This window comes from Vibrio sp. 10N.261.46.A3 (assembly GCF_041472995.1).
GTDB lineage: Bacteria > Pseudomonadota > Gammaproteobacteria > Enterobacterales > Vibrionaceae > Vibrio > Vibrio coralliirubri.
This window is the reverse complement of sequence record NZ_JBFRRH010000150.1, coordinates 1-21407: the sequence shown is the minus strand read 5'-3', so window position 1 is coordinate 21407 and position 21407 is coordinate 1. Positions and strand designations below refer to the sequence as shown.

The 21407-nt window shown below is 42.3% G+C and carries 20 protein-coding genes and 1 pseudogene; 12 read left to right on the top strand and 9 right to left on the bottom strand.

The window, feature by feature from the left end:
• Nucleotides 1-91: 91 nt before the first annotated feature.
• The 7 genes from pncC to AB4484_RS25190 form a co-directional block, all read right to left on the bottom strand.
• Nucleotides 92-586 carry a nicotinamide-nucleotide amidase gene (gene pncC, locus AB4484_RS25220; protein WP_372080895.1) on the bottom strand — a complete coding sequence of 165 codons (495 nt, stop codon included), beginning with the start codon at nt 584-586 and terminating at the stop codon, nt 92-94.
• Nucleotides 587-1000: 414 nt separating this feature from the next.
• Nucleotides 1001-1195, bottom strand: a complete 195-nt coding sequence (locus tag AB4484_RS25215; RefSeq protein WP_046209189.1) for an AlpA family transcriptional regulator — start codon at nt 1193-1195, stop codon at nt 1001-1003.
• 212 nt (nt 1196-1407) lie between these two features.
• The gene (locus tag AB4484_RS25210; protein ID WP_372080893.1) at nt 1408-2475 is read right to left on the bottom strand and encodes a macro domain-containing protein; all 1068 of its coding nucleotides are present in this window, start codon (nt 2473-2475) and stop codon (nt 1408-1410) included.
• Nucleotides 2476-2483: 8 nt separating this feature from the next.
• On the bottom strand, nt 2484-3092 hold the full coding sequence (locus AB4484_RS25205; protein ID WP_372080892.1) for a DUF4433 domain-containing protein: 609 nt from the start codon (nt 3090-3092) through the stop codon (nt 2484-2486).
• Between the two features lie 70 nt (nt 3093-3162).
• On the bottom strand, nt 3163-6999 hold the full coding sequence (locus AB4484_RS25200) for a type I restriction endonuclease subunit R, EcoR124 family (RefSeq protein WP_372080891.1): 3837 nt from the start codon (nt 6997-6999) through the stop codon (nt 3163-3165).
• Between the two features lie 9 nt (nt 7000-7008).
• Nucleotides 7009-8280 carry a restriction endonuclease subunit S gene (locus AB4484_RS25195; RefSeq protein WP_372080890.1) on the bottom strand — a complete coding sequence of 424 codons (1272 nt, stop codon included), beginning with the start codon at nt 8278-8280 and terminating at the stop codon, nt 7009-7011.
• A gap of 1 nt (nt 8281) precedes the next feature.
• Entirely contained in the window at nt 8282-10900 is a 2619-nt protein-coding gene (locus AB4484_RS25190) for a type I restriction-modification system subunit M (RefSeq protein WP_372080889.1), read from the bottom strand.
• Nucleotides 10901-11407: 507 nt separating this feature from the next.
• On the opposite strand from AB4484_RS25190, the gene AB4484_RS25185 reads away from it, so the two are divergent.
• From AB4484_RS25185 to AB4484_RS25175, 3 genes are all read left to right on the top strand, one after another.
• Nucleotides 11408-11848, top strand: a complete 441-nt coding sequence (locus AB4484_RS25185; protein WP_372080888.1) for a DUF2787 family protein — start codon at nt 11408-11410, stop codon at nt 11846-11848.
• Between the two features lie 98 nt (nt 11849-11946).
• Complete coding sequence (locus AB4484_RS25180; protein WP_372080887.1) at nt 11947-12639, top strand: hypothetical protein; 693 nt, start codon at nt 11947-11949, stop codon at nt 12637-12639.
• A 116-nt stretch (nt 12640-12755) separates the two neighbouring features.
• Nucleotides 12756-13691 (top strand): LPD25 domain-containing protein, encoded by a 936-nt coding sequence (locus AB4484_RS25175; protein ID WP_372080886.1) that lies wholly within the window; start codon nt 12756-12758, stop codon nt 13689-13691.
• A 127-nt stretch (nt 13692-13818) separates the two neighbouring features.
• Here the strand turns inward: AB4484_RS25175 and AB4484_RS25170 are convergent, their stop codons facing one another.
• The gene (locus tag AB4484_RS25170) at nt 13819-15492 is read right to left on the bottom strand and encodes a methyl-accepting chemotaxis protein (protein ID WP_372080885.1); all 1674 of its coding nucleotides are present in this window, start codon (nt 15490-15492) and stop codon (nt 13819-13821) included.
• Nucleotides 15493-15663: 171 nt separating this feature from the next.
• Nucleotides 15664-15774, bottom strand: a pseudogene (locus AB4484_RS25165) (IS30 family transposase); the annotation flags it as partial.
• 584 nt (nt 15775-16358) lie between these two features.
• Between AB4484_RS25165 and radC the strand changes: the two are divergent.
• The 9 genes from radC to tnpB all read left to right on the top strand — a co-directional run.
• Nucleotides 16359-16832 carry a DNA repair protein RadC gene (radC, locus tag AB4484_RS25160; protein WP_372080884.1) on the top strand — a complete coding sequence of 158 codons (474 nt, stop codon included), beginning with the start codon at nt 16359-16361 and terminating at the stop codon, nt 16830-16832.
• Complete coding sequence (locus tag AB4484_RS25155) at nt 16829-17266, top strand: DUF2787 domain-containing protein (RefSeq protein ID WP_372080883.1); 438 nt, start codon at nt 16829-16831, stop codon at nt 17264-17266. The genes radC and AB4484_RS25155 overlap by 4 nt, the downstream gene beginning before the upstream one ends.
• Nucleotides 17267-17312: 46 nt before the next feature.
• Nucleotides 17313-17756, top strand: a complete 444-nt coding sequence (locus AB4484_RS25150; protein WP_372080882.1) for a DUF2787 domain-containing protein — start codon at nt 17313-17315, stop codon at nt 17754-17756.
• 3 nt (nt 17757-17759) lie between these two features.
• Nucleotides 17760-17936 carry a hypothetical protein gene (locus AB4484_RS25145; protein WP_004735711.1) on the top strand — a complete coding sequence of 59 codons (177 nt, stop codon included), beginning with the start codon at nt 17760-17762 and terminating at the stop codon, nt 17934-17936.
• A gap of 137 nt (nt 17937-18073) precedes the next feature.
• Entirely contained in the window at nt 18074-18841 is a 768-nt protein-coding gene (locus AB4484_RS25140) for a transcriptional regulator (protein ID WP_372080881.1), read from the top strand.
• A complete protein-coding gene (locus AB4484_RS25135; protein ID WP_215406903.1) occupies nt 18838-19218 on the top strand; it encodes a hypothetical protein in 381 nt (126 codons plus the stop codon). The genes AB4484_RS25140 and AB4484_RS25135 overlap by 4 nt, the downstream gene beginning before the upstream one ends.
• 113 nt (nt 19219-19331) lie before the next feature.
• Nucleotides 19332-20801 carry a hypothetical protein gene (locus AB4484_RS25130; protein ID WP_372080880.1) on the top strand — a complete coding sequence of 490 codons (1470 nt, stop codon included), beginning with the start codon at nt 19332-19334 and terminating at the stop codon, nt 20799-20801.
• Nucleotides 20802-20908: 107 nt separating this feature from the next.
• Complete coding sequence (gene tnpA, locus AB4484_RS25125) at nt 20909-21220, top strand: IS66 family insertion sequence element accessory protein TnpA (protein ID WP_372080879.1); 312 nt, start codon at nt 20909-20911, stop codon at nt 21218-21220.
• Nucleotides 21217-21407, top strand: a 191-nt coding sequence (gene tnpB / locus AB4484_RS25120; protein WP_372080878.1) for an IS66 family insertion sequence element accessory protein TnpB, incomplete at its 3' end; no start/stop codon positions are given. The genes tnpA and tnpB, both read left to right, overlap by 4 nt.

Here is a 21407-nt window from a genome sequence, read left to right as displayed (position 1 = left end):
TTCTAACCCACATAGGGGTGACTAATTGGCTTTCATTATACTGTTGATTCATACAGTGTCTATACCTGTATGAAAATAATTTGTACAAATGTTACTTACCTTCCATTGATAGGTAATCATAAATAACTTGCAGGGCATGGTACGTGGCTTGTTGGCGTACTTGTGATCTGTCGCCTGTAAATACATGCGTTTCTACTTTATCCCAGCCATTTAGCGCTTTCCACGCGAAGCATACTGTACCAACAGGCTTATCTTCGGTCGCGCCACCTGGCCCGGCAATGCCACTGATCGATACAGAGATAGTCCCGTTTGAATGTTGCAATGCCCCGCTCGCCATTTCTATTACGACAGGCTCACTCACAGCGCCGAACTCCATTAAGGTTTTGAGCTGTACACCTATCATCTCTTGCTTGGCTTCATTGCTGTACGTAACAAAAGCGCGATCAAACCACCCAGAGCTGCCCGCAATATCGGTGACTGCACTCGCGACACCTCCGCCAGTGCAAGACTCAGCCGTCACTAACACGTGTTTGTGTTTAGCGAGTAAATGTCCGAGCTGTTCACTAAGGTCTTGAGTCATCTGCATCATCAGCTTCCCTTTATTTACTGTCATATCATTTGGATTCGCATCTTTTCGCATCAGCCGCTTTTCGCACGAAACGCTTTCACGTATCCTAAGCCGCAATAGAAATAAACGAAAGAAGTTAACTGTGAAAGCCGATCAAAAACATACTCCTGATGCATTAGTATGCAATCACATTAAAAACAACAATTTAAAGTAACGCATGTTTAAAAACCACACTTTTACCTACACTAACCAAAAAAGCTAACTCATTGATAGAAAAGAAAACTTAGTTCTCTATCTAGAATTCCAATCGGTTGCTTTTTGTCCGCACCTGCAAAGTTTCCAGTTACAAACTAAAGTATTCGGCAAACCTAAAGCCGTGACATCCTATATCCTCAAAATAAAAAAGAGGGCCTTAGCCTGCCCCTCTCAAATCTATATGCTCTGCCTTTCCGCGACTTGTGCTTTTATCCAGTTCTGAATATCACTTTCAACCCAAGCAACTGAGCGACGGCTCAAACGTACTTGCTTTGGGAACCGACATTCTCTTATGCCCCTGTAGATAGCAGAGCGACTCAAAGTCGTCATTTCAATCACAGCTTCTAATTTTATTAACTTAATTTTATTCATGTCATGCCTTACCTGAATATTGATGTTCACGGTAATGACATATATCTAAAATATTTTGGATGACGCCGCCAACTCCTTGCTGCATTATCTATCGCTAAAAAAAATGAAACCCTTCCAACCGATATGGCTGAAAGGGCTTTTTCATTAACTAAGAACATAACCCGCATAATAAGTTGCTCATCGAAATACAAAAGAGAGCATAGGTTTTCACATCACAACGTTGGCGCTTTACTGTCCAACCACCCTTGTTCACGCAATCGATTCCAAGCAGCCAAAATATGAGCTGATTTCATATTTGCTTTTCTCGCACTCCATCCATGAACACCATTAATCACATCTTCACTCGTTAGAACTTTATCACCATATTCCTGAGTTGCTACCCAATGAACAGTTGATAGTAGCTCCATACCATTTTGAGACTCAAACCCTTCTATTAGCTTGGCAACCTTATCAAAGCGCTGTTTAGTCTCTGTATGCTGCTCAAGGTAATTAAGAGCCTCAGTTACAGCATCGCCTTTAAGCTCAATCGGTGTTTCAGGCTTATTTAGACCATCGGCATAACCTGAAATAAAATGGCCTTCCATTTTATCGAGCACGTGACGAAGTACATCAGCATAAGGACCATAGTGATGCTTTTGAAAGACAACCTTGTTTAATGGCTCACCAACCGCTGTTAGAAAGTACACGAGCTTCTGTACTTCAAGTAAAGATAAACGATAACCAAATCCCGTTGACACATAGCGCTCTATCAAGCCAAGCACAGCCGCTCGGCCCGTTGTCATAGCCGGTCGTTTAGTTTTATTTAGCATAGCTTCTGCTTTAGGTGCTGCTTGTGGTGGGTAGATCCGCCATTCAACATCAGGCATATCAGCTAAATGTTCTTTAATGAGCAACTCGACTTGTTGCCAAGGTAATCCTCCCAAACCACTACCTAATGCTGGGATAGCGACCGATTTAAGTTCTAAGCGCTTTACCTCCGCTTTCAAGCTATTTAAACCTTGCTCTATAAAATCAAGCTTAGAGTGGCCTTTCCAATGTGCTTTTGTTGGAAAATTAATCACATAAAATGGTGCACTGATTGAGTTTAGAGGTACGGATAATACTTGCCCGATTACGAGAGATTTATCATCACATGCTTTCTTATAAGCTTTAAAGTTATCAGGAAATGCTTTTTTAAATTGTAGAGCCAAGCCTTTCCCCATCACGCCTACCGTATTTACGGTGTTGATGATAGCGTCAGCCTGATCATGCAAAATATTACCTGTCTGATAAATGATCATAGTAACCTCTAGTAATACCATTCAGGTCGAATAACAACCTCTGGCTTGTGCTGTGTAGCCTGAAGCAAAGCATTAACTTCATCAGCAATAGCTTCCGTCTTAACACCAATTTGGTGAATTGTGGTCCATTGCACTGATTCAAAAGCTAAAAACTCAGCTTGTTTTTCTTCTTTAAAATCTTGCCAGTACTTCTCATTAATAATCCGCTGAATATCTAGCTCACCTATCCGATCAAAATCATCAATCTGTTCAGCATAATCCAAGTCTGCATGGATGTCGGTGAAGAAACAGTGCTGATTGCTCAAACGAATAGTATCTGTATCACTGATTAAGTGTAGCACTCGGTCTTGACCACCTTGAAAATCAAGGTGCCCCTTATAGATAACAAACAGCATGACAGAACGAGGACAGAAGTTGAAAGGCACATACTGGCCGATAGCTCCGCCAGCAGCCACATTTACAGGGCGTACAAGACGGCGCTGTTTAATATGGCTATAACCTATATTCTGATTCACTAACCCTAGTTCAATACGCTTATCATCAGACCAGAGACATTCTTGCTCTAAGATACTCCCTAAATTATCAATATGCGTGATATGTGAAACTTTTACTGTCATATTTTTTGCTCAATTCGTTTCTATACTAACTACACTCGCAAACGTAAATGGAGGTCATTTAACCTACTCATTAGTGTGCTGTATTTCCCCATTTTTCTGCTAGCTTCTTATTCATTTTAAAATCAATGACGTTTGGCGAAGTTTCAATGGCAGACTTTTCAGCATTACGCTCTTTTTGTTCTTCATGCTTAGATTTTAGTTTGCTGAATGCCATTTTTGGCAATACAACAAAGCTGGCAAACAGAACACTTTTTGCACCATCGTAAATAACATTTTCGATAAATGGCTTATAGCTTTCATCTCCAGCATATTGAACAGCAATAGCAATAAACTCATCAACGACGCTCCCCTCTCTTACCTCTTTGAGAGCCCAAACAATACCACTCTGACCTTCTTGATAAAGGGGAAGATCAAGATCTTTTGTCACCTGTTCGAGTTCTAAAAGTGCAGTAAGCGTCGTATCTAAAACATGAGAAGACACCCCCCCAAGTTGCTTTAGCTCACTGTAGCAGCCTGTTGATAATAACGAAGCGGGATTGTCTTCATACAAGGTATCTGTTTTAAAGGTAACTGAACCCAACTCAACAGCGTTTTTAAGCTCTAGAACTTGGTCTGCTCGATAGAGCTTAATATCACCAAAAACAAGTGGCTTAGGGGAAATATTTTGACTCTCTTCGTGAGTATCTATCCGACTATCTTCCAGAAAATCTTCCGCTTGCCCAAAGATAAACTCTTGAAGGTACTTATCAATGCGCATGTTCAGTTTGAACGGGGGGATCGTCGCTCCTTCGAGGCGTTCAAAGTAGACTTTTGCCTTAGTTCTATCGACCGTTGATTTCAGCGTATCAAAGCGACCAAAACGGTTAATGCTCTGCTCATTCACATCACCACCCATCAACTGAAGAAGCAAATCCTTATCTAAACCAAGAGCCTCAACAATAGCGGCTATTCGCAACTGCTCCTTCTGATTTTGATAGTCGTTGATATAGTCTCTAAAAGTATGGCCTTCAATTAACTGTGCATCCCCACGCTGCAAATCGTGCAAAAAGAGCTTGGCATACTTTTGCTCACTTTGGCTCAGTGACGCAAATGACTTGTGTAACTCATTGAGTGTACTTTCAACGCTAGTAGAGTCTTGGTGCTGATTAAGCTCTTTTAGATATTTATCAAAGCGACTATTCATGTAGTCGGCATCGATTTTACCCGTGTCTATTTCTGTTAGATAACCACTGATATCAAAAGGGACATCACCACCTGAACCTTCACCATTGCCGTCCCCTTTGCCAGCAAGCTCTTTATAACGCTGAACTAAACTCATGTAAGTGAGTTCATCGACAGCCAGAGTGACCTCGCGTTCAACACCGATCTCGCCTTCTAATGAGTCAGTATAGGTAGACTGCTCCCAATTCAGGCCTTGTACTTTGGCAGCTTCTAGGTGCTTGTTAAAGGTATTAAATAATTCGGTAAACTTGGCACAGAGCTCTACATCGTCTGGCAGCGTTTCAAAATTTTCAATACCAGAACTAGCAAACAGCTCAGAGATATCCGCTGACACCCTATTCATAAGCTCAATATTACTTGCCAACCTATCAACAAACAGTCCAATAGGTTTGTCGCCAGAATAGAGTTTGACAGCATCATTAATGTGCTGCTCCATGGTATGTGGGTAGCGATAATAACGAACAATGCCGTGAGGTTTGTCGGGACCAAACAAACGATTAGTACGCGAGAAAGCCTGAATGATATTCTGATACTTAATCACTTTATCTAAGTACAAAGTATTCAACCACTTGGAATCAAAGCCAGTCAGCATTTGATCAACCACGATCAGTAGGTCCAGCTGCTTTGAAGGCTCTTTGTGAATATTCTTGTACTGCTCTTTATGAGCAAGGCGCGCTGCGATATCTTTTTTAAAAGCCGAATGCCGACCAAAATCAAACTCTAGGCCATAGCGAGCGTTATAATCGGCCATAACCTCTTGTAGACCATCACCTTTAAACGTCGGGCCACGGTCACCACTACCATCGTTCTCAATGTTAGGGTCAAATAGGGCCGATATTTTTAGCTCAGGTTTCTCGGCTTTTAAACGGCGATAATAATCAATCGCCTCAGCGATACTATTCGTCGCTAAAATGGCGTGAAATTTATTGCCTTGGCTCAGCACATCCCATTTATCCAAAATGTCAGCGACGACTTTGTCTTGATGAGCCTTCGTTAAGTATTGGCTTTTAGGAATATAGTCTTCAATGCCTTTATGATATTTGCCTGTGGCATCTTTATAACCAGCCATCGGCACATCATTCATAAAGTGATTAAACTTTTTCTTTTTGGCAGGCTCTGCCATCACATCCGTAACCGAGTCGGCCTTGGCTTGTTGTAAGGCAATCTCTTGTCTTAGTTCGCCATCCTTAAAGGTAGACACTTTGTAAGGGTCAAACCCCAACACGTTTCCATCACGGATACCATCGGCGATACTATAGCGATGCAACTCGCCCCCAAAGACATCCATCGTTGTATTACTCTTGATTTGGTTTTCTTCATGAATGGGCGTGCCAGTAAAACCAAAAAAGAGGGCTTTAGGGAACGTTTTTTTCACCGTTACCAACATACCTTCTTTATTTTCTTTCCCACCACTCATCGTTGAGCGGTGGGCCTCATCGATAATAAACACCAAGCGCTTAGCTCGGATTCTTTCAATATCAGCTGAATTTGTTGTGACGCCCTCATCATCCGCCTCTTCAAAAATATTGCTCATTTTTTGAATCGAACTAACGATTAAGGTATCAGCAGGCGCGGTGCTTTTTAGTTTGGTCACCAGTACATGAGTATTCTCGGTGGCTTGTACTACTTCTCCATCACTAGCAAATCCTTGATATTCAAGTAGAGACTGAGTACCAAGCTCGATGCGGTCCATTAAGAAAATTACTTTATCGGCGTCTTTTGATTGAGCAATCAACTGCGCTGACTTAAAGCTGGTCATGGTTTTACCAGAGCCAGTGGTATGCCATACATAACCACCCAGCCTATCTTTATTGTTTACACCGCCTAACTGCTTCCAGTTGGTTTTAGCTACTCGATCCGATATCGCATTCGCAGCGTAATACTGATAGCTGCGCATGACTTTAAGGACCCCATCGGTATCATCAGCGACGGTATAAAAACCGACCAACTGATGTGCCATTGGGATGGAAAGAAGGTCAGATGCAATATCCTTCCAATGATTTTTAGGCTCGTTATTATAATTGCCCCAATGAAATTGATAATCAGGGTTAAATTTGCCATCTAGTCCGGGGTTAGCAAAGTATTTAGTCTCTTCTGGCTCCATCGCAACAAAGACTTGGATAAGCGAAAAGAGTCCGCTAAAAATGCCTTCTTTAGAGTACTTTTCAATTTGGTTGACCGCTTGACTGACCGGAATGCCGCTGCGCTTTAGCTCAATATGAATAACGGGCATACCGTTTATTAGCAACAGTACATCACCACGACGATCGTTACGTAACGGGCTACCTCGTTCGAACTTCGGTTGCTGAACAATTTGATAACGACTTTGACCCGCAGCGATCTCTTGACGGTCATAAATTTTCAAACTGACTTCTTTGCCATAATGCAGCGAGTCATCTGGGCTATCCCGTTTAATCGCGACCGTTTTACCATTAATTAAACCGTTGAGTTTGAGCGGAGTTTTCAGCTCTTTGATCTGCTCAATAATCTGCTGCATTTCAGTTACAGTCAGCGGCACATCGTTTAAGCGATCTTGTTGGCGATTGTTTTCAAACAAAATGTTTGCCCAGTTTTGCAGTAACTCAGACTCAGTTTTGTTTTTGAGTATTTCCGACTCCCACCCTTTTTGGGTGAGAATCTCAATAAAAGCCTGCTCAAATTTTGCTTCGGTTTTAAAAACGGTCATTGTCATTCCTTAAACAAACATTTTACTCAAACAAGCCTGCTTGATAATAGTGAGTTTAGTGATCTGTTGTTGGTGTTGATTGATTAAGCTATCGAGTTTTTGAAAGTAGTTGCCGATTTGGGTTTGCTCTTCTTCCGATTCTGGGTAGCTTATAAATTTTCCTAACAACTCATCCTTTGTTATTCCTTTTATCGAAGTTCCTTGAACTTGTTCCTTTTCAATTTTTAATTGTTTCCAAATAACGTAAACAGCATATTGTGAATTAATCTTCAAGTCGCTTAGTGACAAAAAATCTTGGCTTGTTGCATACTCGCCTCGCATCAAAGATAACTTTCCTACACCAACTCGCGTAACGATTGCGATGGAGTTGCCGGAGACCAACTTAGTCGCAGATTTGTTTACTGCTGCTTTAGTGATGTACTTCTTTGCAGTAACAGAACAAATAACACCGTCTTTGATGTCAGAGGATTGAATCCAAGGTATTTCGCCTTGCCAGAAGTTTTTATCGTTAGTCGATGGAGTACCACCACCAAAAGTTGCACCACAGATTTCACCAATAGAGCTACTCAACCACTCCCCAGTAAACCCTTTAAAGCGGATTTCTGGAACGGTTTCGTCTTGCTTGGGAAACATTTTTTCCAGCATCGATTTTTTGATGTGACTAAGCTTGTCATGCTTTTGTTGGTGTTGTTTTATTAGGCTATCGAGCTTTTGGAAGTAGTTACCGATGGCTGTTTGCTCTTCAGCGTTCTTTGGAAATACTACAAGAGTGTTCTGTATTGCGGTCTTTGATATTGATAGTACTTTTGTTCCTTGCATCAATGATGAAAGCTGGTCATGGTATGAAGCTGAGTTTAAGTAGTAACCAAGATACTTAGAAGCAAAAGGCAGGGTTGGCCTAACTGCAATAGTGTGCAATCCAGAAAAAACCAACAGCTCACCTACATTGAGTAATTCTGTACACTTACCAACAGTATTATCTTCGGCAGCATCAGCTATCACTATGTCACCACTCTGCAAAGCGGTATGTTTCAGCTTATTAACAACTTCATTATTTGTAATAAACGGTATTAGTTCACTATCTGCATCTAAAGTTTCACCAAATTTAATTAATACGTCTCCATAGTGAATGTTTTTTGCCAATCCAACTCGGTAGTTTAGCTCAGCTCGAGAAAGGGTATTGTTTGGTATGTTAGCAAAACATGTTCCAAAGGGTTTCTCTTTCCACTCCCCACTAAACCCTTTAAAACGAATTTCAGGCACCTTCTTTTCCATACTCATCTTATTCGCCCTTCAATAAGCTAGTCAGTTCGGCTAAGCCCTGCATATCAAATTCATTACCTGTAAGTTCGTCCATCATTTCCGCCAGTTCATCTTCGGTGGTTTTGATGTCACTCGCGACTTGCGAATAGGTTACAGCGTATTTATCCGCAAGGACTTGTACCTTATTGGTAAGCTGGGAAATCAAGCTGCTTGGCATTGCAGCGAGCTCGTTACTTAATGGCGCGATCCATTTTAGGTGCAGTAGATTGTTCACTTGCTCGTCGCTTAAACCCTCGATGGTGGTTTTGGTTTTAAGGTGTAGTTTAGTTGCTGCCTCTTTCACTGCTTTTTTCAGTGTTTTTTCTTCGTTGATAAGTTTGTTAGCACGGATAATCTTGACCTTGTAGCTTTCTTCAAGCACAAGACTGTCTTCTGTGAACTTAACGTTACCGTCTTTCTGCTCTTTCAAGAAAGCCTTAGCTGCCTTAGCTACTTCAGCATTGACAAAGGCATCTTTGCTTTCTTTGACGGTATCTAGGTCTTTATCCTCTTCACTTAAGGACTCTAAAATTTCTTCCAATGAGCTTGAGATTTCAGCCAAACGATTCTCTTGTTTAGCCAATGCTGCTAGGTCGTCGCTTAGGTGAGTTTTTTGCACTAAGCCAAAAGGCAGAATGTGCCCTTTCCACGGAGTCGCTTTGTCTTGTACTTCCGTATCTTTGCCGTTTGCCTTTTTGATAACGATATTTGGATCAACTTGCTTCGTTGCGTCAAAACCTTCGGTTTGCATCATTTCTAAATCGGCGCTAATGATTTGCCATTGGTTATTCAGGAACTGATAGGCTTGGTATTTGTCGATCAAAGCAATAGGACTTAAGCGCTTAAAGAGTTCAACACTTAATGAAGCCTCTTGTTGATTACGTTTAACCCCTTCCCAGCCTTTAATTAGCGTCGTGTTTAAGTCATCATCAAACCCAGCAAAAGCTTGTTTGTAACCCGAGATAAACTCAACCACCTGTGGATGACGACTAATGCTTGTATTGACTGCATCTTTAGCAATCGCCAGCTCACTGTACGCGGAAGATTTAGCCGTAAACAAGGCACCACGTAGCTGTGGTAAAGCAAGCCAGTATGCATTGAGTTCATCAATTTCACTGTTAGGAATGCCGCCTAACATGGTGGCGTGTAAATCCCAGCTTTCAGCCGCCGCTGAAGAGTCGACATAGCGTGGTATGTTTAAGTTGTAGCCATTGCTGCGCAAAGTTTCTTTACTCACGACTTGTGAGAATTTCTCGATGCTCTCTCGATTGATAACAACATCAACAATACGCTTAATATCACTCGCTTGTAGCTTGTTGTTTTTGCCTTCTTTAATAAAGTGTTTAGACGCATCAACAACCAAGACATCGGTATTCTGGCGCTTTTGCTTGAGTACTAAAATCACGGTTGGAATACCCGTACCAAAGAAGATATTCCCCGGTAAACCAATAATGGCATCGATGTGGTTCTGCTCAATAAGCTGCTTGCGGATCTCCCCCTCTTCACCACCACGGAACAACACCCCATGAGGTAGTACAATGGTCATAATACCATCGGGCTTTAGGTGATAGAGGTCGTGCAATAGAAAGGCAAAATCGGCTTTAGTTTTTGGGGCTAGACCAAAACGCGAATAACGAGGATCGCTATCTTTATAGCTAGGGTCCCATTGTTGTGAATACGGTGGGTTAGAAACAACAGCGTCCACGTATAAGGCATCGTAAGTACCTTGTGGGTCATTCTCATCGAAGTATGGCCAATCGTCTTCTAGAGTATCGCCATTACGGGTTTTAATGTTGCTGGCTTTAATACCACGCATTATCAGATTCATACGGGTAAGGTTATAGGTATTCGCTTTTAACTCTTGCGCATAATAGGTAATGCTGTCTTTGTTTTTAGCGTATTTTTCAACAGCCTCACCAATATTGATAAGGAGTGAGCCAGAGCCGGACGTTGGATCATAAATCTCAATGGTTTCTTTATTTTTGAGTTCATGAGCAATGATGTGCGACATGAGAACCGAGACCTCATGAGGCGTATAAAATTCCCCGGCTTTTTTACCCGCATTAGCTGCAAATTTTTCAATCAGGTACTCGTAGATGTAACCCAGAACGTCATAACCTTGCTGACCGTTCATAGGGATACTTTTGATTAAGTGTAGCAAGTCGCTGATAGCTTTAGTTCGCTTACCCGCACTTTCACCGAGTTTGCTCAACCCTGTTTCTAGAGTAGTAAAGATGCCTTCAAACAACTTCTTGTAAGTAGGAGAAATCAAACGGCTAAAAGCAGACAGTGCATCACGTACGTTAGATTCATCAAAGTCGGACGTTGGATCAACCCACGTTGAAAACAGATTTTCGTAAGCAATAAAATAGCCAAGGTTATCTTGAATGTATTTGACTGTTTCAGCGTCTTCTTCTGTTAGCGCTTTGACTTCATCAGACGTCATCCCTTCTTTGGTGACAAACTGCACCTGTTGATCGCTGAGGTACTTATAAAAGATGAAACCTAAGATGTAGTCTTTGTATTCGTTTGCTTCGATCTTTGAACGCATCTGGTTCGCTGATTCCCAGATTTTTGCCGCTAATTGTTGCTTATTCATATTCTGCTCAATTCATTTCAACTATTGACCGACATCGTGAAAACTGTCGACACATGTTCGTCATATTGTGTTTAGGGACTCAGTTAAACCTGAGCTTCTTGCTCTGGTATCTAGGCTTCAAGAGCTTCACTCTTAAACGCCAAAAAGCCACCGACTTTGAAGTCGATGAGAGCCTATATTTAAAGGCTAGTCTCTAAGTGTTTTTCTAAGCTGACTTTAACTATGTCGCTGCCTTTTTAATCGCGACTATTTCAGCAACCACCGAGCTGTACTCTCGCTAGTTCTATGTCCATTTTGAAACATGGAGAATACGGGAGAATTGAAGAATCAACAATGCGCAAAACCAAACTTTCAGCACTCCGGTTTCATATGTAACTTTTTGTTTTAGCCTAAATGACTCACTATTCAGCATCACGCCCTTCTCCCCTGCCATCCATTCGAATCCAAATCTTTTCAAATATATTTCATCACTATGCATAACCCCATTACTCGAAAAAGGAGCCGATTATGCATAGCTCCCCCTTACCGACAACTTCATTCAACAAGACAGTTTTGCCTATCTCTCTGGCTCTTCTGGATACATTAAACAACGTTCTAAACAAACACACAGGACTCGTAGATGCTCATCACACCATCCATTTCAGTAACAAGCACTACTCCGCTGAACATGGAGGCTACCACCCTATTGAGATCGCACTGGCGAAAGGCGTTAACAACCTCTATTCAATCCTTTGCATCACAGATTTTAGCTTCAATGGATACCCTTACCCGACACTTGAGCGAGACATTGAGTTCGATTTCACTCATGCCACGGTCTTCACTCGATACTCCGGCCTAAAGAGTATGACTGCACCCAACACCCACAAGCTATACACACTATGGGAATCCAAATTTATCGCTAACTTAGCCAAGGGAGCCTACAACCCAATCGAGCTGCGTAGCCGCTAATGCCTGAGAGTTGTTGATAACACCACCACACTACCGATCCCTAGCTTCTAGCTATCACCATAATTTTACTACCTTACTCTTTCACAGGAGCCCTCCTTATGTCCTATGACATTGTCTATGAACAGCTGGCACAGCGTGTACCAAAAGAAGACGTTATTCAGCAAGCCTGTACCTTCTTTAGAGAACGCCTCAACCACACAGACACCCGAAGTACCAACGAACTCAAACAAGCCCTGTATGAACGTTACAGACTTAGGCTACGTGAAGATGACCTACTCATGCTCCACATGCTCATTGGCTCTAGCAATCTCTTTGACACGGAGACAAACAAACGAGCACGTAGCTGGCAGTTCTGTGGTGTAAACACATTCAACCAACTACTCGTGAAATACGGTTGTGACTGGTCAGCAGCCGCTGAATCAGGAGATGTCAAACTCAATGGTCGTGACACCAAAGCAGAAGGTTGGATACGAGCATTACGTAACACACTGAATCATGCTAAAAACTATGGAGTGATGCCGTATTGCCACACTCTAGAGCTATGGCTTAAAACGCCATCAGACAAATCCAAACAAACCCAACTAGGTGAGATAAAAACGCAGCTAAGTGATTTAGAGGCAACTTGGAAAGAACGGCAACGATTTGATGACGATGGCTTTGATGTCTCAATAAAACCCAAGTCTGCTTTTGAGATGTGGCTCTTTCAGCAGCTCATCAATGGCTACCAAGGCAAGTGCTGGATAAATGGCTCAGAGCCGCCCTATCACGCTGTAAAGAAGCATTCTATCTAATACGTTAAACACAACCCACCAGCTTAACGATTCACAAACACGTTCACCCACCACTCTAGAGGCCACCTTGTTATCAAGGTGGTCTTTTTTATTTTATTCGTAAAAAGGAAACACTCATGCAAACAACACAACCAAACAGCTCATCCAAATACCAACAGGATTCTTTACTCACATCAGAGGCAAAAAAAATTAAACCGATCACGGTACTTATCCAATGGTCTGAATCTCGCGAGTTCACTGAAGAGACACTCTATGACTTTAATGAATTCGAAAAGAAAGCTCTGGAGGTTGCTAAACGCAATCCATTAGGCGGGTACGATAAGACAAAAGTAACCGTGACCTTTGACAATGAATATCAGCACGAATGTCGCTTAGATTTAGGGTGTGGTGGTAATGACCAAGGCTTTGCTGAGCATTGCTTAAGCATGGCTCGTTATTACCGCCAGCATAAAGGGGATGTCGATAAACCTTGGCTTTATGACAAACACCACCAGCAGTTAATCGAACTCATTAACACTTATGAGTTGGACCACTCATTCGTAGACCTAGGGCGTATGCAGGTTAAACAGGTCGAGGAGCAAGCCAAAGCCGAAGAAGCTGCAAAAGAAGAAGCCAAACAACAGGAGCGGGAAAGAGCGTGGCGTAAACACCAGCAAGCGGAGGAGGCGTTTCAAGAAACCTTAGAAGTACCACAATGGGCAAAGGGCGTGATTGTTGCCACACTCACGGACTATGACGCTGAAATCAGTGAACCATATGCGGGTGAGTTTCACACCAAAACGCTAAAGACCATCATTCTCGCTTGGTCGAAACACTCTCGAAACCTATTTCCAGAGCTGCGCAAAGCATGCCTTAATCACACTGAAACGGCTTTTCTTAATAACCCTGAGAAAAGCGTTGAACACCGTGAGCGCTTTGCCATGGGGGAAGGCTATTACCTAACCGATACCAAATACATTCGTTACGGATGGCAAATAAAAAAGCAAAACTTTTACAGAGAGGACAACAAAGCACGTTATGTGCCCTTAGGTGAGATCGCGATAAACGAATAAAAAAAGAGAGGCGATCTATTCGCCTCTCTATAGGTAGAATCATTTTTTTGTTCGCAATTATCTACGACAGAATCGCTTGGTGATCACAGAACAGCGCTACGAGAGCAAAAGGCACATTTGTTTTGAATCATGATTTATCCACCTTGAAAAAGCTCAACTCTGAGTTTAAATCTTGTGTAATTTTGACTGAAGATAGATTTGATGACACTGACTCTTCAATACCTTCTAAGTTTTTATGCACAAGGAAACTCATGTGTTCAAGCTGCTTAGAAATATCATTTGTAACCGCACTTTGCTCCTCTGAGGCAGTAGCTACAATCGCATTGACTTCAGAAATGCCCGATACTTTATCTGATATAGAATGAAACGATTTAGCCAAATCATCAGAGGTTGAACGAGTCAAGTTCATCAACTCGACATTACGCTCCATAGATTCATCCGCTTGCTTAGATTGCTCTTGAAGTTGTTCAATAATGTTCTGAATATCTACTGTTGATTTTTGCGTTTTCCCAGCTAAAGCTCTAACTTCATCAGCAACCACAGCAAAACCCCGCCCCTGCTCACCAGCTCTTGCAGCTTCGATTGCTGCATTAAGGGCTAATAAATTAGTTTGTTCAGAGATATTGTCAATAACATCAACAACACTACTAATTTGCTCAGAGTAATCTCTTAATAAATTAACAACCTCTTGAGTGTCCAATATCGATATCGAAATTTTCTCTGTTATTTCTATCGCACTTTCAAGCGCATCACGTCCAGACTGCACAACCTCATTAGCTTCTATAGCGGCTCTCTCGGCTTGCTGAGCATGAGTTGCTACATCTTTTGCTGTTGAAGATAACTCAGTGGAAGCCGTAGCTATCTGCTCAATAGACGCTTGCTCATTTAAAGAATTATTTCTCCCATCCCTTAGCACAACATCAGATTTATTAATACTCAAAGATAACTCTTGGGATATCTCTATACCTTTACCAATTATTCCATGAAGCTTATCAATGAAAATATTAAAAAGAACAACCAACTCCCCAACTTCATCATTAGATTTTTTACTAAGCCTTGTAGTTAAATCACCATCGCCAGCGTTTAACAATTCAAAATACCTTTTCATTGAAAATAACGGCTCGAGCGCCCTTGAGATAAGCCATCCATTCAAAATATAAAAGGCGACAGAAGAGACTACCACTATCAAAACAAAGTTAGTAAGAATTGAGCTAAAATACTCATCAGCTTCAGATTGCGCAACACTAACCTTCTCATCAATATCATCAATATAAAAACCTGTAGTCAACACATACTCAAGATCTGGTGAGTAGTAACTAAATGTCATTTTGGGAAAGTAACCCTCTTTTTCGGGCTTTCGTCCCTCAAAAAAAGTAAAACCATCACCAGACATTGCATTTCTTATGATATCTCTGACAATATATTGACCTTTAGGATTTCTTAGATCCCACTGAGAGGTTCCAACCAATTCAGGATTAAAACCATGAGCTAGCACCTCACCGTTAGAATTATGTATATAAAAATAACTCTCCGGACTATCTAGCTCAAATCGCAAACTTGCAATAGACTGTTGTAATAAATTCTTATCACCACTTAAACCGAGGCTTCCTATTGCTGAGTAAGCCGTACTAATCACGGATTTAAGCTGCTCTTTTTTATCAGACATCAGCTCATTACGGTAATCTGCAATAACATCTTTTTGATAGGAGCTAAAACCAACAAAAAACACACTACTAAGTAAAAGTGTGAGTAAGGACATAGTTATTAGATTGATTATGATAAATTTTGTTTTTAAGCTCATTATATTCACTTTTTCACGTATTGATAACATAACCATCTATATACATCAGATGAATTATTATTGCTAATTTTCGGTATCTTTATTTCTAGATTATTTGCCTATTACATCAACCACACCAATAACAAACTACTCATACCCGAATTCAACTGCGAAGTGCGACACTCGCCAATATCAAGCAGCCAATGCCATTTCTTTAAAGAAAACCGCTGGTTGCTTGAAGTCTAAACACTTTTTCGCTCGATATTGAATTCGCGATAAAGCGAATTCAATATCACTGTCTGATCACGTTGCTAAGCATGAGTAGTCCTATAGTTGCTTTGGTGACATCATCCACTGAATTGGATGGCATTTTCTTCACCACGTAAATTAGCTGCAAAGTAATGGCCAGATTTGCTCAATCACTACAATGTAGATTCTATTGAAGATACATACAATAGGGGCATATATGGGCCGCCTCTTATTGCAAGACTAGAATTCTATGTAATTGTGGTAGGTTGCTTCTAGTGCTACCGGAAAGTCACTTAGTAAGGTGTCCAAACTGCTGGTACGCCTGTTTTAGACAAGTTGCAGTATAGCAAAATCGGTTAGACCGCAGTTGGAACGAATATGCTGAAGCAAACTTATTGGAGCAAATTATTTAGTGTAACGCCCCAATAACTGTGATCACTAAGCGATTCTATCCTGCCCTAATTCTAACGCCATCAAAAGCTCCTCTCTAACCTACCTCTAAAGCTAACAAACCATACACCCCCTCAATAACACATCTTTCCTTATGATCTTCCATCGCTTCGCACCCTAAACCCAAAAATTTTCAGGCATATGTCATCAATGTGAATAACCATCATTGAATCCGACAGGAGTCTGAAATGAACACCCAAAATTCTGATTACAAAAAACAACAGCGCTATCAAGAGAATGAAATCCTAGAGCATGCCGCTGAGATACTCGCCACACGCTACGTGCGTGGCGATGCCTTAATTAGCCCTGGTGCGACCAAAGAGTATGTACGCTGCAAACTCGGCAGCTATGAACGTGAAGTGTTTGCTTTACTGCTACTGGATAACCAAAACCGACTGATTGAGTTTAAAGAGCTCTTTCATGGCACCGTCGATGCCGCCAGTGTCTACCCAAGAGAAGTAGTAAAAGCGGTGTTGGAAGTGAATGCAGCAGCAGTGATTATGGCTCACAACCATCCTTCCGGTGACTCTACACCCTCACAAGCGGATAGACGTATCACCGAAAGACTCAAAGACGCTTTAGCGCTGGTGGATGTGCGCGTATTGGACCATATCGTAACAGGCGAAACCTGCACCTCATTTGCTGAGCGAGGCTGGTTATGATTGAACAACACTATGGTGATATCAGTATCAATGATGCACTACTCTCGTCACTAGAAAATCTTCTAGCAGATCATACCGTTCCTATGCATGCTGAAAGACTGGTACTGAACTGTCGTCAAATGAGTTACTACCGCCATCGTCAAGGATTGCACCCTATAGAGATACAGCTCAAACGAGAGTCACGCTCAGAGCCTTGGGTCATCGTGTTCTTTGCGAGCTTTTCTTACCCTAATGACAACAGTACCTCAGTAGAGCCGGAGCTGTACTTTCACCTTACTAATCGTTGGTTCTATCAACCAGATACAGGAACAACGGATTTATCTCATCCAGAAGTGCAAGAGGTGCTCACCGCTTGGATGAATGCATTAACTCGCCACCTAACCCGAAACGTCTTTGATAGCGTGCAACTCTCGTTGGTCAGCTCGTTTAACTAAACCCCTACCTACTTTCTGATTTATCCCCAAACAAGGAGGACTGTCGATGTCCCAATTAGCCTTTACGTCATTACCCCTACCTGTCTCTAAGAAGCTGTATGCATTGCTTAATGCGCGCTACTCAGCTCATTTGCTTAACAATGAAACGCTCTCCACCAGCCGTCATGTGGTCTTTAACTTTCGTGATAAAAGTTACAGTGCTGATGCTGGTGGCTTTCACCCTGTCGAAATGTCTATTTGCCAGTCTTCAACAGGAGAATGGTGTGTTGAGTACATCACAGACTTTGCTTATATGGGGAACTACTACCCTGAGCTTGAGCGGAATTTGGATTTTGACTTTCGCGCTAGTCAATGTTTTGCCAGCTACCACGGCTGGTTTTCAATGAAAGATAACCGTGAGGCTATCGAGCTGTATAAATTGTGGGAGAGTAATTTTCTCGCATACGTTGAGATGGAGGCATTCAACGATATTACTCTTACTCCGCAATAACTCATGACTTCCCTTCTTCTACAAACCATCAAACTTATCTCTGCCCTCATCACGTTACTTTCTCTTTCCCCTTTCTTTGGTGCCATAGGAACCCTAACGACTTTAGGCTTTCTCGTGGTGCTGCTGATTGGGTTATTGGTAGCCATCTCAGAGCTGAGAGATAAAAACAACCATCGATAATGTTAATCGACTCACGCTTTCGTTAAGTCGATTGATGACGTTTTAACCGTTGGACATTATGTGTCGAACCCACCCCTATCCTCCCAACATTAAATGTCCGACTCCGGTGTGGAGCGCTATGTATTGAGAGAGTAGTCATGAGCAATAAAACCAGCATTGAAGGGTTATCTGCTTTGCTGCACACGCTGATGCTTATTCCTCAACATCGATGGATCACCGTTAGGGAGTTGCAGCAGCAGTTAGCCCTAATCGATATCCACCGCACCACACGCAGTATCAAACGCTACCTTGATGAAGTGATCGTTGAAGTGTTTAACGTTGAATGTAATTCGGTGAGCATGCCTCATCTTTACCGAAAAACATCCGAGCAATTACTGAAGTTAAACGAGCAAGAAATGCTCTATTGGCAACTGACCGACAAGTACTTACAGCCGCTTATTCCTGATGCACTGAATTATGGACAGGGTCGGCCCTTGGAGAGAGACAACCCCTTACCGGGTAAGGCTTCAGCCATTTCAAAAGAACGACTTTGGCTAAGCAAAGTACACCTCAACCTACCTAATACGAGAAGCTGGAGTAACAAGCAGCAGCAAGTCTTAGGGTCAGTCCATGAAGCATTACTTAACAACCGAATGCTAAAGGTCTCTAGCCAAGCTTTGCAGCAGGAGCAAACGCTCATTGAACCACTGGGGCTCTCGGTTCAGTGCGACGCGCTCTTGCTGCTCTTTCGGTTATCCGACCAACATCCAATACACACCGTTGCCTTACCACTCATCGATGAGGCCAGTGTATCGACATTTTCATTTACCTATCCCGTCGACTTCAATGTTGAACAGTTCATGCAGACTCACGAAGGGACAGGCTATCCAGAATTTCACTCACCAATGAGGAGAGTAAACCCATGACAAAAATAAAACGTCGACTCAACCAGTCTGTTCGATACACAGTCACGATGGCCCTGTTTATAGGAGCCACTGGATGCACTGAGCAGGAAGAATCTCCTGAAGCCGTTGCGGATATAGAAGTCTCGATCTCCACCAACTCTCATTGGGGAAGCTTAGTCTTTGACCTACAAGCGATTACCGATAACACCGTCATCACCGACGTTGTGATTAATAGAGGTAATTGTCGTATTCCTGCTGGTACTGCCTCAGAGCTCTCTAGAAACGTTTCATTGAAGTTCGGTGAAACCTACACGGGTTACAGCGACAACTGCACCGTCGATAACGTGAAAGAAATTGAAGTGACGTCAACGGCTGGCGCCTTTGTTTACACCTTCTAAATCTCATCCGAATTAAAATCAAACGTACCACACCTTATAAAAAAACCACTCAGAGCAATGTTGCCGTTTTATATTTTTGCGAAAATAACTCTGCTTAAAAAGAAGGACATATAATGAATAAACACGTTAAAACACTTTTGGCCACTTCCCTCGCCACTTCCCTCGCCGCTTGTGGCGGGAGTGGAGGCTCTAGCTCTGACGGTGGAAACGCTTCTACAACTCTGACCGGCAAGGTCATTGACGGTTACATCTCTGGGGCAACTGTTTTTCTAGATTTAAACTTTAGTGGCAAGCTTGATGAAGGCGAACCAAGTACAATAACGGGTGAAAATGGAGACTTCAATCTAGAGGTGAACGACACCCTTTCTGAGTGCTCACAATACGTACCTACGGTTACTCATGTTCCTGTTGGTGCAATTGATTCAGATTATCCTGACACGCCGATTACAGAAGCGTACACCATGGTGTCCCCTCCTAGTTTTGCAATGAGCACCGATGAAGATTTGCTTAACTTAACACCACTCACCTCCATCGTTTGGGACTCCGTTGAAAAGGAGCTCGCTAGCACTGGAACCGCTTTGTCATGTGATACCATCGTTGCGCAAAAGCATTTACGTGACGACATCACTACACGATTAGAGCAGCAAGAAATTCGAGTTGCTCAGCGCTATAACGTAACCGTTGATGAACTCTACAGTGACTACGTAGAAAGCGGTGATACCGACTTACATCAACTTGCACAAGATTTAGTTCCGGGACTACAAGCGTCTTATGCTGAAACCTTAGAGCTTGAAGAAGCTTATCCAGACGCTAACTATGTTTTTGTTGAGTACTTCCTTGGAATGAAACGCGAAGGGAATGACGAATACGATGACAACTGGTATCGTCGTGAGTTCGTACAAGCCAAGATGGGCAACTGGTTGGAAACTATCGATGCTATGTCGAGTGACCTTAGCGTAAAGCAGGCCCTTTACAGCAAGCAATCTCAAGCAACACGCTTTACTGATGACATCGAATATGAAGAAATGGTCAGCCTTCATGCAACAAACAATTGGTCTACTGATAATCCAGAGCACAGTTGTGGCATTAGTGAGACATACCTACAACGCGGAGCGGTGGTTTATGGTGTATCGAATACAGCGAGTATCATGCTTAGTTCAGATTGGGATAGCTGTAAGCAACTAGATAGGGTGACTAATAATATCGCTCAATCACTTCTTACCAAAGTTTACCACACTGGCACTGACGCGCCATACACACAATCCACTCACGGTTTTTACAATGGGGCTTCATCTGGTATGGAGCATCTAATTGGACTTAGTGATGATATCGAAACGCTTGATGGCTCTGAGCTGGATGCTCTTGACTATATAACGACAACTTTTGATAACAATGAGGGGTACGGCGCTTCTTCTTGGTCTCGCGTAATGAATGAGTACACTGATAATGGAGAGCAAATTATATCGACTCATGATTCCGATGACACTTACACTATCTCTACCTATTACCAGAATGGCACACATAGTAAGCAATGTGGCACGTGGTCAAGCGGTGGTAGTGACTTAGTTGATTGTGCGAACTAACAAAATCATTAGATTATATCAAGGAGCGTAAGCGCTCCATAAAACCCGCATTCTAATCGCCTAGCGCGAAGAATAAGATCAAGTCTCCGACCATGAGGAGATTTGAAATGGGAAAACGACACACTAATCAAGAATGGCAAACGCTCATCGAGCAGTCTGAATCGAGTTCATTGTCAACGCTTGCATTTTGTAAGCTCAATGAACTCAACCCCTCAACGTTTTATGCTAAGCGCCAGCAACTTAAAAAAGCGAATATCTCTCAAGGCTTTGTACGGGCAGAGGTCGTCGAAAAGACAACGAAATATCAAGCTCAAATAGCCACCGCTAACATGACACTTCTCATCAATGATGTGGAGTTGAGCATTCCTCAAGGCACGCCCGCTGCCTACCTGGCAGAACTCATTGGAGCCTTGTCATGAAACATATGCTCAGCGCACCAGAGATTTATCTGTATCGTGAGAGTGTCGATTTTAGAAAGTCCATCAATGGCCTCGCGGCGATTATCGAAAGTGACACCGATTTATCCTTGGGAAGCGGCGCACTGTTCCTGTTCACCAATAAACAGCGTGACAAAATCAAAGTGCTGTACTGGGATAAAACTGGCTT